General features: G+C 75.1%; 13 protein-coding genes. 3 read left to right on the top strand and 10 right to left on the bottom strand.

Features of this window, described 5'->3' with window-relative positions; all coding sequences use genetic code 11:
• The first annotated feature begins 80 nt into the window (after positions 1-80).
• Together EDJALFJO_RS23100 and EDJALFJO_RS23105 are read left to right on the top strand one after the other, a co-directional pair.
• Positions 81-434 (top strand): metalloregulator ArsR/SmtB family transcription factor, encoded by a 354-nt coding sequence (locus EDJALFJO_RS23100; protein WP_088288672.1) that lies wholly within the window; start codon positions 81-83, stop codon positions 432-434.
• A gap of 52 nt (positions 435-486) precedes the next feature.
• Positions 487-831, top strand: a complete 345-nt coding sequence (locus EDJALFJO_RS23105) for an iron chaperone (protein ID WP_088288673.1) — start codon at positions 487-489, stop codon at positions 829-831.
• Between the two features lie 10 nt (positions 832-841).
• Here EDJALFJO_RS23105 and EDJALFJO_RS35155 read toward each other — a convergent pair whose 3' ends face one another.
• A complete protein-coding gene (locus EDJALFJO_RS35155; RefSeq protein WP_088288674.1) occupies positions 842-1,645 on the bottom strand; it encodes a DUF2510 domain-containing protein in 804 nt (267 codons plus the stop codon).
• Positions 1,646-1,816: 171 nt separating this feature from the next.
• Between EDJALFJO_RS35155 and EDJALFJO_RS23115 the strand changes: the two genes are divergently transcribed.
• Positions 1,817-3,472 (top strand): FAD-binding dehydrogenase, encoded by a 1,656-nt coding sequence (locus EDJALFJO_RS23115; RefSeq protein ID WP_088288675.1) that lies wholly within the window; start codon positions 1,817-1,819, stop codon positions 3,470-3,472.
• Positions 3,473-3,484: 12 nt separating this feature from the next.
• Here the strand turns inward: EDJALFJO_RS23115 and EDJALFJO_RS23120 are convergent, their stop codons facing one another.
• From EDJALFJO_RS23120 to EDJALFJO_RS23160, 9 genes are all read right to left on the bottom strand, one after another.
• Complete coding sequence (locus EDJALFJO_RS23120; RefSeq protein ID WP_088288676.1) at positions 3,485-4,657, bottom strand: acyltransferase; 1,173 nt, start codon at positions 4,655-4,657, stop codon at positions 3,485-3,487.
• A gap of 159 nt (positions 4,658-4,816) precedes the next feature.
• Positions 4,817-6,010 carry an EAL domain-containing protein gene (locus EDJALFJO_RS23125; RefSeq protein ID WP_088288677.1) on the bottom strand — a complete coding sequence of 398 codons (1,194 nt, stop codon included), beginning with the start codon at positions 6,008-6,010 and terminating at the stop codon, positions 4,817-4,819.
• Positions 6,011-6,164: 154 nt separating this feature from the next.
• Positions 6,165-6,461 (bottom strand): hypothetical protein, encoded by a 297-nt coding sequence (locus EDJALFJO_RS23130; RefSeq protein WP_088288678.1) that lies wholly within the window; start codon positions 6,459-6,461, stop codon positions 6,165-6,167.
• 49 nt (positions 6,462-6,510) lie between these two features.
• Positions 6,511-7,353 carry a class I SAM-dependent methyltransferase gene (locus tag EDJALFJO_RS23135; protein ID WP_088288679.1) on the bottom strand — a complete coding sequence of 281 codons (843 nt, stop codon included), beginning with the start codon at positions 7,351-7,353 and terminating at the stop codon, positions 6,511-6,513.
• A gap of 200 nt (positions 7,354-7,553) precedes the next feature.
• Entirely contained in the window at positions 7,554-9,026 is a 1,473-nt protein-coding gene (locus EDJALFJO_RS23140; RefSeq protein ID WP_088288680.1) for a cytosine permease, read from the bottom strand.
• The gene (locus EDJALFJO_RS23145) at positions 9,023-9,895 is read right to left on the bottom strand and encodes a purine-nucleoside phosphorylase (protein WP_088288681.1); all 873 of its coding nucleotides are present in this window, start codon (positions 9,893-9,895) and stop codon (positions 9,023-9,025) included. Before EDJALFJO_RS23145 ends, EDJALFJO_RS23140 begins: the two co-directional genes overlap by 4 nt.
• Positions 9,896-10,000: 105 nt before the next feature.
• A complete protein-coding gene (locus EDJALFJO_RS23150) occupies positions 10,001-10,990 on the bottom strand; it encodes a PfkB family carbohydrate kinase (protein ID WP_088288682.1) in 990 nt (329 codons plus the stop codon).
• Positions 10,987-12,021 (bottom strand): ADP-ribosylglycohydrolase family protein, encoded by a 1,035-nt coding sequence (locus tag EDJALFJO_RS23155; protein WP_088288683.1) that lies wholly within the window; start codon positions 12,019-12,021, stop codon positions 10,987-10,989. Before EDJALFJO_RS23155 ends, EDJALFJO_RS23150 begins: the two co-directional genes overlap by 4 nt.
• A gap of 97 nt (positions 12,022-12,118) precedes the next feature.
• Entirely contained in the window at positions 12,119-13,786 is a 1,668-nt protein-coding gene (locus tag EDJALFJO_RS23160) for a sialidase family protein (protein ID WP_088288684.1), read from the bottom strand.
• Between the last annotated feature and the right edge of the window lie 238 nt (positions 13,787-14,024).

Genomic DNA, 14,024 nt, shown 5'->3' on the forward strand with positions numbered 1-14,024 from the left:
ACGTCGATATCTCCATCCTCGTCCGCGCGGCGCCCCTGGTCAACCATCGACAATCGTCGATGTCGTGCGACGATGGCCGCATGGCCAAGCCGCTGCCCGTCCTCGAGCCACCGGCGGTCGACTGCTGCGCCCCGCTCACCGAGGCGCCGCTGACCCCCGAGCAGGCCGACGTCCTCGCCCGCCGGCTCAAGGCCCTCGCCGACCCGGTGCGGCTGCGGCTCGTCTCGATCCTGCTCGCGAGCCCCGGGCAGGAGGCCTGTACGTGCGACCTCGTCGGCCCGCTCGGCCTGGCCCAGCCGACGGTCTCGCATCATCTGAAGAAGCTCGCCGAGGCCGGCATCGTCACCGGCGACCGGCGCGGCGTCTGGACGCACTACCGGGTCTCCACCGAGGCGATCACGGCCCTGCTCGCGATGCTCAGCCCGCTGAGGTAGGCGCACGGCGGGACACCGACCAGGGCGGCGCGCGGCTGGCTACCCTCCTCGCATGGCCGACGTCGAGGACTACCTCGCCACCCTGGGCGCGGACGACCGGGCGGCCTTCGCGCGCGTCGTCGCCGTCGCGCGCGAGCTCGCACCGGACGCCGAGGAGGGCACGAGCTACGGCATGGCGGCGCTGCGCTGGAACGGCAAGCCCTTGCTCGGGCTGCGCGCCGCGGCCAAGCACCTCAGCGTCTTCCCGTTCAGCCCGCAGGCCGTCGAGGCGGCGAGCGACCTGCTCGACGGCTGCGCGCTCTCGAAGGGCACCGTGCGGTTCACGGCCGCGAAACCGTTGTCGGACGAGGCGGTCCGGGCGCTCGTGCGGTTCCGGATGCGCGAGATCGTCGGCTGACCCTTGCCGGTCAGCGCTTCTCGCAGGCGATCCCGTCGTCGTCCCCATCGCGTGCGACGTTCGCGTTGTAGAGACCGGCGTTCACGACGAACGTCGTGACCGGCTTGCCGGACGTGCTGTCCTTGGCGCCTGGACGGCCGACTCCGTGGGCGTAGTCGACATTCATCGCGTCACAGTTCGGGTACCGCCTGTACGCCGTCGTCGACGACGTGGCCTTCGGTCTGGTCGATGTGCTCGTCCTGGGCTTCGTCGTCGATGCCTTCGGCTTCGTGCTCGTCTTCGGCCTGGCGCTCGCCGTCGTCGCCTTCGTGCTGGTCGTGGTCTTAGAGGTCCTCTTCGCCGCAGCTTTGGTCGTCGTCTGCGACGTCGCCGTCGCGGCCGGCGTCGCGGCCTTCGCCTTCGTCGTCTGCGTCGGGACGGCGGCCAGCGGCTGGATGCTGTCGGTCGTCCCGGAGGCGGTCGGGGTCGACGGCCCGCCGCCGAGCGAGGCGGCCAGTGCGACGACGACCGCGACCGCGCCGGCGGCGAGCAGTGCCGGGAGCGCCTTGCTGCGTGGGGCCTTCTGCCCGGCGCCGCCGGACCGGGTGTGGCCCGGGACGCCGGCTGCGCGTCCCGGCGAGCGGGGCAGCAGGTCGGCGAACGGCTCCTGCCCGAACGTCTGCTCCGGGACGACGGGCGCCACCGGCGCGAGCGGGTCGCGGGCCTGGACCCCGTGCCGGCTCACGTGCTCGGTCCACGCCGTCCCGTCCCAGAACCTCAGCTCGTAGCGCCCGTACGGGTCCGCCGCCCACTGCGGACCGGAGACCTGTGTCATGCCTGCCTCGCCTCGTCATCCCTCGTGCCGGCGGACCTCGTCGTCCGACCGTGACGACGCTGCCACGCGCGGTGAGGCCCCGGGGGCGGGCCCGGAAAGGATGTCCGAATGGGGGAGACTCTCCGCCGAGGGCACGCCGGGCCCCCGGCAGCAGCGACCGACAGGAGAGACATGGACGCCGACGCCGTCGTCGTGGGAGCCGGGCTCGCCGGGCTCGTCGCGGCCGCCGAGCTGGCCGACGCCGGCCGGCGGGTGCTGCTGCTCGACCAGGAGCCGGAGCAGAACCTCGGCGGGCAGGCGTTCTGGTCGCTCGGCGGGCTCTTCCTCGTGGACTCCCCGGAGCAGCGCCGGATGGGCGTCAAGGACTCGGTCGAGCTGGCCCTGCAGGACTGGGCGGGCTCCGCGCAGTTCGACCGCCCCGAGGACCACTGGCCACGGCAGTGGGCGACCGCCTACGTGCACTTCGCCGCCGGTGAGAAGCGGGCCTGGCTCCGGCAGATGGGCCACCGGATCTTCCCCGTCGTCGGCTGGGCCGAGCGCGGCGACGGCCGCGCGGACGGGCACGGCAACTCGGTGCCCCGCTTCCACATCACGTGGGGGACCGGCCCCGGGGTCGTCGCACCGTTCGAGCGGCGGGTCCGCGAGCACGCGGCGACCGGGCGGATCCGCTTCTGCTTCCGGCACCGGGTCGACGGGCTCGTCACGTCCGGCGGTGCCGTGACCGGCGTCCGGGGTGCGCTCCTCGAGCCGTCGGACGCCGCCCGCGGCACGGCGTCGTCCCGCACCGAGGTCGGCACGTTCGAGCACTCGGCGCAGGCCGTCCTCGTGACGTCCGGCGGGATCGGCGGCAACCACGACCTCGTCCGCGCGGCCTGGCCGGAGCGCCTCGGGACGCCCCCGCGCCGGATGGTCGCCGGCGTCCCCGCGCACGTCGACGGCCGGATGATCGCCATCAGCACCGCGGCCGGCGGCACGGTCGTCAACCCGGACCGGATGTGGCACTACGTCGAGGGTCTGCGGAACTGGGACCCGATCTGGGACAACCACGGGATCCGGATCCTGCCCGGCCCGTCGTCGCTGTGGCTCGACGCCGCGGGCCACCGCCTGCCCGCGCCGTTCTTCCCGGGGTTCGACACCCTCGGCACGCTGAGGCACCTGCGCTCCACGGGCTACGACTACTCGTGGTTCGTCCTCACGCAGAAGATCATCGAGAAGGAGTTCGCACTCTCCGGCTCCGAGCAGAACCCCGACCTCACCGGCAAGGACGTCCGGCTGCTGCTCTCCCGGGTGCGCCCCGGTGCGCCGGGCCCCGTCGAGGCGTTCAAGCAGCACGGCGAGGACTTCGTCGTCGCAGGTTCGTTCGCCGACCTCGTCCGGGGGATGAACGCGATCGCCGATCCCGACGTGCCCGCGATCGACGAGGCCGCCCTCCGCGCGCTCGTGGAGGGCCGCGACCGCGAGATCGCGAACGCCTTCAGCAAGGACGCGCAGGTGACGGCCATCCGCGGGGCGCGCGCCTACCGCGGGGACCGGCTCGTCCGGGTCGCGACACCGCACCGGCTGCTCGACCCGAAGGCCGGCCCGCTCATCGCCGTCCGGCTCAACGTGCTGACCCGCAAGACGCTGGGCGGTCTGCACACCGACCTCGACGGTCGCGTGCTCGGGGCGGACGGAATCCCGGTGCCCGGGCTCTACGCCGCGGGCGAGGTCAGCGGGTTCGGCGGGGGCGGGATGCACGGCTACAACGCGCTCGAAGGCACGTTCCTCGGCGGGTGCCTGTTCTCCGGCCGGACGGCGGGCCGCGCCGCGGCGGCGCAGGTCGGCTGACCGGCCGGTCGGCTACCGGAGCGAGCCGGCGTCGACCTCGACCTTGGCCGCGGCGGTGTCGTGCGACTGCTGCGGAAGCGGTGCGTGCGGCGCGGAGGTGGTGAGCCGTCGACGGGCCCAGTCCCGCACGGGCGCCTCGAGGTAGCGGTTCGAGAGGGCGGCCGCGCCGACGGTCAGCGGCAGCCAGACGACCAGCTGGGAGAGCGTCCCGGCGTCGAGGTAGTGGTCGGCCAGCTTGAGGATCGGCGACTGGAAGAGGTAGATGCCGTAGGAGACCGTGCCCAACCAGGCGAGCGGCGCCCACTCCAGCGCACGGACCAGCGCGGACCCCTGGGCGAGGTAGACACCGAGCACGAGCAGGCACGACGTCAGTCCCGCGGCCAGGAGCTGGAGCGTGAAGCCCTCGCTGCGGGGGACCGCACCGGCGTAGACCATGACCGCGCCGAGCCCGAGCAGGCCGAGCGGGGCGAGTGCCGGTGCCACCGGGCGGAGGACGCCGCCGACGCGACCACCGACGAGCCGGTCGAGCTGACGCCCGGGACCGTGGCCCGCGCGGGAGAACACGAGGGCGGCGGCGGCCGCCCCGAGGAGGAGCTCGAACATCCGGGTGTGCGGCGCGAAGTACGCGACCGGTGTGCCCTTGTCGAAGACGGTGCGCCCGGAGCCGAACGCGGTCGCGAGGAAGGACAGGGTCGCTCCGCCGAGCGCGGCCGCGAGCACGAACCGTCGCCGGCCACGGAGGAGGACGACGACGATCGGCCACAGCAGGTAGAAGTGCTCCTCGACGGCGAGGCTCCACGTGTGGGTGAAGCGGCCGTACGCGTGCCCCGACAGGTAGATCGCGATGTCCGAGAGGTAGGTCAGGGTGACCGCCGCGGTGACGACGTACCCCTCCGCCTGGCTCTTGTAGCCGAGGTACGCGGCGAACGGGAGGCAGGCGACGACCATGACGAGCAGCGCCGGGTAGAGGCGCGCGAACCGCCGGACGTAGAAGTCGGCGAGGGCGATGCGGCGGTTTCGGGCGTGCTCGCGCAGGAGCAGCGTCGTGATGAGGAACCCCGACAGCACGAAGAACAGGTCGACGCCGATCCAGCCGCCGCCGGCGATGCCACGGTCGACGTGGAAGAGCATGACGGCCAGGACGGCGATGGCGCGGAGACCGTCGAAACCCTTGACGCGTGCCACGCAGCTCCCTCGTCCGTCGCGGCCTGCGACGGCCGACCCTGCGAATCGTCTGGAAGGTTACTGAAGGTGGGCCGTCGGCCTCGCCCGATCGGGCGTAAAGGCACCTCCGATGTGACCTGTCCAACACGGACCGCGACAGAGCGGGCGCGGCGCGCGGCGTCAGTGCCAGGTGGAGGCCGGCGCCGGCCGGCCGAGCAGCCAGCCCTGGCCCCACCGGACGCCGAGGCCCGCGAGCGCCTCGGCCTGCGCCGGCGTCTCGACGCCCTCGGCGACGACCTGGGCGCCGATGTCGTCGGCGAACGCGACCAGCGCCGCGGCGAGCGCCCGGCGGGCCGGGTCGGCGTCGATCCCGGCCACGAGGGAGATGTCGAGCTTGATGATGTCCGGGTGCAGGTGGAGCAGGTGCCGCAGCCCGGCGAACCCGGCGCCCGTGTCGTCGAGCGCGAGCAGCGCGCCCACCTCGCGCAGCGGCGCGAAGGCGGCGGCGAGCGCGTCGTAGTCCGACACGGGCACGTGCTCGGTGAGCTCCACGACGACCGGCGCACCGCGCAGCGTGCCGGGATCGAGGGCGACCTCGCGGAGCCGGCCGCCGACGAGGGTCGCGGGGGAGACGTTGAGCGCGACGAACCCCCGCTGCGGCAGGTGCGGTGTCTGCGAGACGGCGTGGTGCGCGGCGACGAGCTCGAGGTCGGTGGCGAGCCCGACGCCCTCGGCCTGCGAGAACCACGTCGCGGTGTCGGGTGTGCCGGGGGCGAAGCGGGACAGTGCCTCGTAGCCGACAACAGTGCTGTCGGCGAGGCCGACGACCGGCTGGAAGACCGTGCTCAGGTCGCCGCCCGACAGCACGGCACCGATCCGCTCCCGGGTGTCGACGTCGCTGCCCGGGCCGCCCCCGCGCCCGCCGACCTCGCGCTCGAGGTCGGCGTCGGCGTCGGCGAGGTGCCGGTGCAGCGTGCGGTGCAGCTCCCCGGTCTCGAGCAGGTTGCGGACCCGCAGCGTGATCTCGGTGCCGTTGAGCGGCTTCGTGACGAAGTCCGTCGCGCCCCGGGCCAGGGCGGCGCCCAGGGCGGGCGCCGTCAGGTCCGACGTGAGGACGACGACGGGCAGGTAGGTGCCGCCCGCCCACCGGCGCAGCGCGTCGAGGACGGCGAGGCTGTCGACGCAGGGCATCTCGAGGTCGAGGAGCACGAGGTCCGGTGCGAGGGCGTCGAGCCGGCACAGCGCCCGGCGGGCGTCCTGCTCGAGGTGGAGGTTGTGCAGCCCGTCCCCGGCGAGGAGCCGTCCGAGCCGTGCGAGGTCGGCCGGCTCGTCGTCGACGACGAGCACGGACGCGGCCGCGAAGTCCTGCAGCATGGCGGCGCTCCTGACCGGGGCCGGGGCGCCTGCGGTGACCGACGGCTGCTCGACGGTTCTTCGACGACCCTGCCCGATGAGTTCGGTAGGCACTTTTCAGCATGGTCGAAGAACGGGTCCGGCGCCAGGATTGCGTGGGTTTGTTGCGGAGTTCTCACACTGCGGGCGGGGTGCCGTCCCCGGAGCCGGAGGCCCGACCCGGGCCGGTCGCCCCCGGTCGCCCCGGCAGGCTGCCCCAGTAGGCGAGGAGCGGGCCGCCGATGCACAGCCAGGTGAGCAGCGTCCAGTCCTCGCCGAGGAGGCGACCGAGCGCGTAGCCGCCGACCCCGAGCCCGAACAGCGCGTACCCGCCGCCGCTCGCCCGCTCGGCGGGCCCGCGCAGCGCGACGCGCACGCCGTACCCGACGACCGCGAGCCCGGCGACGACGAGGACCACCCAGAGCACCGTCACGACCCACCTCCGCCGGCGAGCCTAACGACCGGACGGCGCGGTCGGCGCGTCAGGCCGCGGGAGAGCGGGCCCCGGCCACGAGCAGGTGGAACGGCACGGACCGGCCGGCCGCGCCGCCGAGGGCGTCGACGACCTGCTCGACGACGTCGTGGACGGCCTCGTCGCCTGCACCGCGGAAGGCCGCGGCCATCGGGGTCGAGGCGAGGTGCCGGGGCACGAACGTCGTGAGCTCGCCGAGGGTCACGTCGAGGGTGACGTTCTCCACCGCGATGTCCTCGAAGCCGCCGGCGCGCAGGGCGCCCCACAGCTCCGGGGCGGTGCCGAGCGTGCAGGCCGACGTGAGGTGGGTCGCGACCTGCGGACCCATCGTGCGGTCGATCGCGTGCGCGAGGGCGTCGAAGTACGGGTTCTCCTCGATCGAGGCCCACGTCCCGACGGCGGCCCGGCCGCCGGGGACGAGCACCCGGACCATCTGCGCGCAGGCACGGGCCCGCTCCGGCACGAACTGCAGCGTGTTCGCGCACACGACGACGTCGACGCCGTGGTCGCGCAGCGGCAGCTGGCGGGCGTCCCCCTCGCGCAGGTCCACCGGCGCCGCGCCCTCGTGCGGACCGAGCACCTCGCGGGCGACGTCGAGCATGTACCGGTTGACGTCGACCGCGACGACCCGGCCGCCGGGGCCGAGCCGCTCGCGGGCGGCCGCCGCCGCCGCGCCCGTGCCGCAGCCGACGTCGAGCACCGTCTCCGAGCCGCTCGGGGCGGCCCGCTCGACGACGGCCTGGGCGGCCGGTCCGAGGTAGGCCGGGACGAGCACCTGCGCGTAGTGCCGCGCGGCGTCCCGGGCGAGCTGCCACTGGAGTGCGGTCATGGCGCTCTTCGACGACGTCGTCACGAGGCCACCCCCTTCGTGCGGGTCCGGTGCCGCGACGCTACCGCCGCCGGCGACCCGCGCGAGAGGACCCTTCGTACCTCGTTCGTCACACCTCGACACGAGTTACTAGCGCGTATGACCCACCTACGGGGTCATACGCGCTAGTAACTCCAGCGGGCGGGGGTGTGGGGGAAAGAGAAGGAGAAGGAGAAGGAGAGGCGTCAGGCGGTCTGCTCCTGGCGGCGGACGGCGGCGGACGACAGCGCGGCGTACCCGGCCGCGCCGAGGACGATCGCGACGAGGACGCCGACGTTCGCGAACGCCCAGGCGCCGTCGGCCTTCGAGCCGAGCCCGAGCGGCTCGAGCAGGTAGCCCTGCCAGCCGAGCCAGCCGGCGTACGTGTTCGTCACGAGGCCCCAGCCGACGACCGTCGCCACGACCATGGTCGCCACGGCCGGCGCGTTCACCGCGCCGTAGCGGCCCCGCGGCTCGAACAGCTCGGCCTCCGCGTAGTCCCGGCGGCGCAGGAAGAGGTCGGCGAGGAAGATCCCGCACCAGGCGGCGATCGGCACCCCGAGCGTGATGAGGAAGCCCTGGAACGGGAAGAAGAAGCTGTCGGCGACCCAGACGAAGTAGACGGTCCCGAGGACCATGATCACACCGTCGATGCCGGCGGCCGTCCAGCGCGGGACCTTGAGCCCCAGCGTGAGCAGGGCGAGGCCCGAGGAGTAGATGTCGAGGACGGCGCCGCCGATGAGGCCGCCGATGGCGACGAGGGCGAACGGCACGAGGTACCAGGTCGGCAGGATCGTCGTGAGGCCGCCGACCGGGTCGCTGCCGATGGCCTTCGCCAGCTCCGGGTCGCTGCCCGCGAGGAGCAGCCCGTAGAGGACGAGGACGAGCGGGGCGATGCTCGCACCGACCGTCGTCCACGCGACGACGCCGCGGCTCGACGCCTCGCGCGGCAGGTAGCGCGAGTAGTCGCCGCCGGAGTTCACCCAGCCGAGCCCGAACCCGGTCATGACGAAGACGAGGGCGCCGACGAACGTCTGCGTCGAGCCGTTCGGGATGGCGCTCACCGTGGACCACTCGACGTGGTCGAGGGTGAGGACGACGTACCCGACGGTGAGGACGGCGAGCGCGACGGTGAGGATCGTCTGCAGCCGCATGATGACGTCGAAGCCGAAGACGCCGGCGAACACGATGACCGCCGCGACGACGAGGAAGGCGAGCACCTTCGTCAGGTTGCCGTCGCCCCAGCCGAGCCGGCCGAAGACCGTGGCGGTCGCGAGCGTCGCGAGCGCGCAGAGCACGGTCTCCCAGCCGACGAGGAGCAGGTAGGAGACGGCTGCGGGCAGCGAGTTGCCGCGGACCCCGAAGGCCGCACGCGAGGTGATCATCGTCGGGGCGGAGCCGCGCTTGCCGGACAGGGAGACGAGCCCGACGAGCAGGAACGACACGACGATCCCGACGAGCCCGGCGACGAGGGCCTGCGCGAACGAGACGCCGAAGCCGAGGATGTACGTGCCGTAGCCGATGCCGAGCACCGAGATGTTCGCGGCGCACCACGGCCAGAAGAGGTCGCGCGGTGCGCCCTTGCGCTCGGACTCCGCGATGACGTTGATGCCGTTCTGCTCGACGCCGCCCGCCGCGGTCACGGTCGGGCCGGCGGCGACGCTGCCGGGTTCGGTCATGGCGTGCTCTCCCTCCCGGCCGTGCTGCCGGCCGGCGTCAGGTCGGTCGCCCCGGTGAGCACCGTGGCGATGACACCCCCCATCCGGGTGGCGGCGGCTGCCGCGACCCGGACGACCTCCTCGCCGTCGATGACCTCACCGGTCGCCTCGACGGTCGTCACGACGGACAGCCCGAGCAGCTCCATGCCGGCCTCCCGGGCGGCGATCGCCTCGGGCACCGTCGACATGCCGACGACGTCCGCCCCGAGCGTGCGGAGCATGAGCGCCTCGGCGACGGTCTCGTAGTGCGGGCCGCGGAGCATCGCGTACACGCCCTCGACGAGGTCGGGGCCCGCCGCGAGCGCCCGCCGGCGCCAGTGCGGGGACCACGCGTCGGTGAGGTCGACGAAGCGCGGCCCGACGAGCGGCGTCGCGTCGGCGAGGTTCAGGTGGTCGCGCAGGACGACGCCGGTGCCGGTGCCCCACTCCGGGCGCAACGAGCCGTTCGCGTTCGTCAGGACGGCGAGCCGGCAGCCCGCGGCCGCCGCGGTGCGGACGGCGTGCACGACCTGCGCGGCACCCCGCCCCTCGTAGAGGTGGGTGCGGCCGAGGAACGTCAGCACCCGCAGGCCGCCGAGCGCGGTCGACCGGACCCGCCCGACGTGGCCCTCGGCGACGACCGGCACGAAGCCCGGCAGGTCGGTGACGTCGACCTCGACGGGCGTGCTGCCCGGGTCGGCGAGGGCGTCGGCCGCGCCGGCCCAGCCGGAGCCGAGGACGACGACGACGTCGTGCCGTTCGACCCCGGTCGCGGCGGCGAGGGCGCGCGCGGCGTCGTGCGCGGCGCCGTAGGGGTCGGCGGCCACGGCGGGGGACGGACCGGCGGGCACGGCGTGAACGTAGCAGCGCGCACCGACGAGGACGAGACCTGCCGATGGCCGGCCGACGAGCCTGCCGACGAGCGGGCCGACGAGCGGGCCGACGAGCGGGTTCGGTCAGGCGCCTGCGTGCGGGGCCGGCCGGACGGTCAGGTCGGCGTCGGTCGGGCCGCTGTTCGCCCCCGGCCGCGTGATGCTGACCGCCGCGGCGGCGTTGGCGAGCGCCGCCGCGGCCGGCAGCGCGAGCCCTCGGGACAGCCCGGCGAGCAGGGCGCCGGTGTGGACGTCCCCCGCGCCGTTCGTGTCGACGACCGGCCCGGGGGCCGGGACGCCGGGCACCGTGACGACGGGCCCGCCCGGGAGCCGGACCCGGGCGCCCTGCGCCCCGGCCCGGAGCACGACGGCCGCCCCGGCGGGCAGCCAGGGCGCGTGCAGGTCGTCGTCCAGGCCGAGCACCTCGGCCTCGGCGCGGGAGAGCGTGACGAGGTCGGTCCGGGCGAGGACCGCGGCCAGCAGGGCGGCCGGCACGTCGGCGACGAGCGGACCGGGGTCGAGGACGACGAGCGGCCCGCCCGCGGGGCCGGCGGGCGGCAGCCCGGCGACGAACGCCGCGACCGCCGGGCCGGCCTGCGGGTAGGCGAGGTCGTACCCGGAGACGTAGAGCGCGTCCCGGTCACCCGGCCGCAGCGCCGCGAGCCGGTCGCCGCGCTGCCGGGCCTCCGCACCGGGCACGGTGACGAACGTGCGCTCGCCGTCCGGCTCGACCATCGCGAGGCACCAGCCGGTGTCCGCCACGGGCTCCGGCGCCAGGAGCGGCTCCACGCGGTCCGCGGCGAGGGCTGCCCGCACGGTGTCGCCGTTCGGGCCGGTGCCGTGCGGCCCCGCGTACGCGGCGGGCAGCCGCAGCCGGGCCGCGGCGGCGAGGGCGTTGAGACCGCCGCCCGCAGCCCGGCCCGCGTCGTCCGCGACGACGTCGCCGCCGCGCGCGGGCAGCGCGGGGAGCCGGACCGCGACGTCCACGAGGATGCTCGCGAGGCCGACGAGGCGGGCCGGGGGCAGCAGCGGGGTGCCGGCCGCGGTCCACGCCACCGGTGCACCGCCGCTCATCGCGCCGCCCGCAGGGCGAGCAGCCCCTCGACGAGCGGGGCGAGGTCGAGCGTGTTGACCGCGACGACCTGCGCGACGACGTCGGGCGGCAGGGCCGCCGTCCCGGTGCAGGCCGCGACGCACGCCCCGGCCATCGCGGCGACCGTGTCGGCGTCACCGCCGAGCCGGGCCCCGAACCAGGCGGCCCGCCACGGGTCGCCGTCCGCGAGCGCCGCGACGGCGAACGCGGCGGGCACCGACTCGTGGGTGGCGAGCGTCGTCCCGACCCGGGTCGCGACGGCGTCGAGGAGCGCGCTCCCGCCGTCCGCCGCCGACCGGCCGCTGCCCCGGGCGCCGGACCGGACCAGGGCGAGCGCGGCCTCGATCCGCCCGGCCACGTCCTGGTCGTCCGGCCGCGCGCCGCGCCGGCCGGCCTCGCGGGCCGCCCGGACGGCGAGCGGCAGCGCCGCGTCGAACGCGGCGCCGTCCACCCCGGCCGCCACGACGGCGGCGACCGCGGCCGCGCCGGCGTGCGCCGTCCCGGTGTCGTGCGTGACCTGCCCGGCCGCGACGACGGCGTCGACGAGCCCGGCGAGCGGCTCCGGCGGGGTCGCGACCCCGACCGGCGCGACCCGCATCGCCGCGCCGTTGGTCGTCCCGCCGCGCCCCGTCGTCGCCGGGTCGGCGCCGCCGCGGACGGCGAGCAGCGCGGCCTTCGTCGAGGGGCCGAGCAGGTCGAGCGAGCCGCGGGCGGCCATCGCGTCCTCCCAGCCGAGGAGCCGGTCGGCGAGGTCGTGGGGGTCGATCCGGCCGTGGCCGTCGACGAGGAGCCGGCCGAGCAGGAGCGCCTGCGCGGTGTCGTCGGTGACGGACCCCGCGGCCAGGCCCGGGCAGACCGGGTTGTCGGGCGGGCCGTCCAGCAGGACCGGGCCCGCACCGAGCAGCTGCTCGGCACGGGCCCGGGACAGCTCCTGCGTCGGCATCCCGAGGGCGTCACCGACCGCGAGGCCGAGGAGCGCGGCGAGGCTGCGGTCGTGCCGGGAGGCGTCCACGGGCGGCAGTGTGGCAGGCCGTGCGCGGACGGGCCGCCGCACCCCGGGGGTGCGGCGGCCCGTCGTCACCGGACGCGGCAGCAGGTGCCGCGCCGCCTCAGCGCTTCGCGAAGAAGACGTCCGGGTCGTGGCGCCCGGCCGGCCACAGCGAGTTCTTCACGATGTCGCGGTTGTCACCCCAGGCGAGGTACAGGCCGCCGTCGGTCGCGACGTTCGCGATGTAGTCACCCATGTACCCCGTCGCGATGACCGGGTCGAACTGCGGGTTGTTGAAGACCCCGGGGAACGCCTTCGTCGTGACGCGCTTCGTCGTCCACGCCGTGCCGTTCTTCGAGTCGGACAGGAGCACGTCGACCGTCAGGTCCGGGTTCTTGTGGTACGCGGCCAGGTGCAGGCCGGCGGCGTCCGCCGAGAGCGCCGGCTGGAAGTCCTCGCCGGCGGGCGAGGGCACCGGCACCGTGGCGCTCCAGGTCGCCCCGCCGTCCTTCGACGCCGACCACAGCGTGTGCATCGCGCCCTGGGGACCCTCGTTCCACGCCGTGACGAGCGTGCTGCCGAGGCGGGTCACGGTCGGCAGCGGCAGGTTGCGCGCCACCTGGCCGGGGCCGAGGTCGATGGAGGCGAAGTCGCCCACGGTGGCGACGACGACGGGCTTGGTGAAGGTCACGCCGCCGTCCTTCGAGGTGACCGAGACGATGTCGAAGGCCTCGGTGCCGCCCTCGCACGTGGGGTCGTCCACGGCGATGCGGACCGAGACGACCGTGAGGTCGCCGGTGGCCGGGTCGACGCTCGGCTGCGAGCCGATGTACTGGCCGAAGCTGCAGCTCGACGGGTCGCTCGTGATCTTGTCCGCGTACGCCAGCTGGAACGTCCGGCCGCCGTCCTGCGACCGGGCGACGGGCAGGCCCGCGAAGAAACCGCCCTGGCCGTCGTCGACGAAGTCGTCCCACGCGACGTACACGGTGTCCTTGGCCGCGGAGGCCTTGGACCGGCCGACCGTGAGCGCCTCCTTGTCACCGGAGTAGAAGAGCGCCGGGTCGTTCGGCGAGGCGTACGTCGGCACCGTCCACCGGGCGCCGTCCTTCGACGTCGAGACGCCGATCTCGAGGCCGCCCGACTCGCCGCTGATGACGAGCTCGGAGTAGTAGAAGACGCCCTTGCGGTCGACGCCGAGCCACGGGTCGCCGAGGTTGATCTGACCGGGGCCCTGGGGCAGGGTGCCGGCGTCGGTGAAGGTCTTGCCGCCGTCGGCGGAGTACGCGACGCCGGTGAGGTTCGCCGCCGCCGTGAGGAAGCCGCCGGGGTAGACCTGCTGGGAGTCGTTGAACCCGACGACGACCCGCTTGCCCTTCACGGCGATCGCCGTCTCGCTCTGGGTCGTCTGCTCCAGCGTCCGGTCGGCCCGCGGGTCGTTGACGCGGACGTTCTTCAGGCCCGCCGACGCGACGGCGGCCCCGGCGGCCCGGTTGGTCGCCGCGCCGGCCCGGCCGGCCGCGGGCTCGTCGCCCTCGCCGACGAGGCCGCCGGGGCGGTTCTTCCCGGCGAGGAAGCGGAGCCCGGCGAGCGCGCCGGGGGAGAGGTACTCGCCGCGGCGCGCGAGCAGCGTCTCGGCGACCTGCTCCCGGGTCAGCTTCGGCGTCCCCGTCGCGGCGGTCGTCGGTGAGAGCTGCGTCGCGAGCACGCCGCCCGCGACGAGGACCGACGCCGTCGCCGCGGCGCCGACGCGGACCGACCTACGGGCATGGAAAGGTGCACGTCCGGACATGTGGTTCCCCCAAGCCGCCCGGGCCCCCCGGGCGTCGACGGCGCCCGGTTCCCGACCGGACGTCCGTGGACGAACACGGTGGCCCGCGCGATCTTGTTCCGCAAGGAACGTCACGGACAGTTCTCGTGTGATCGTTACCGGATCGCCGGGCGGGCAAGGATGCGGGCGGTGCGTTCCGGGACCCTCGTCCCGGGGCGGACGACGGACGCCGCCGGTCGCTGTGCGCGACCGGCGGCGT

This window comes from Kineosporia sp. A_224, assembly GCF_002198655.1.
In the GTDB taxonomy this organism is placed as follows: Bacteria; Actinomycetota; Actinomycetes; order Actinomycetales; family Kineosporiaceae; genus R-H-3.

Coding starts and splice junctions, on each gene's coding strand:
- EDJALFJO_RS35155 (WP_088288674.1), bottom strand. CDS start 1,645: ATGACACAGGTCTCCGGTCCGCAGTGGGCGGCGGACCCGTACGGGCGC.
- EDJALFJO_RS23140 (WP_088288680.1), bottom strand. CDS start 9,026: ATGACCGAACCCGGCAGCGTCGCCGCCGGCCCGACCGTGACCGCGGCG.
- EDJALFJO_RS23100 (WP_088288672.1), top strand. CDS start 81: ATGGCCAAGCCGCTGCCCGTCCTCGAGCCACCGGCGGTCGACTGCTGC.
- EDJALFJO_RS23160 (WP_088288684.1), bottom strand. CDS start 13,786: ATGTCCGGACGTGCACCTTTCCATGCCCGTAGGTCGGTCCGCGTCGGC.
- EDJALFJO_RS23115 (WP_088288675.1), top strand. CDS start 1,817: ATGGACGCCGACGCCGTCGTCGTGGGAGCCGGGCTCGCCGGGCTCGTC.
- EDJALFJO_RS23125 (WP_088288677.1), bottom strand. CDS start 6,010: ATGCTGCAGGACTTCGCGGCCGCGTCCGTGCTCGTCGTCGACGACGAG.
- EDJALFJO_RS23150 (WP_088288682.1), bottom strand. CDS start 10,990: ATGAGCGGCGGTGCACCGGTGGCGTGGACCGCGGCCGGCACCCCGCTG.
- EDJALFJO_RS23105 (WP_088288673.1), top strand. CDS start 487: ATGGCCGACGTCGAGGACTACCTCGCCACCCTGGGCGCGGACGACCGG.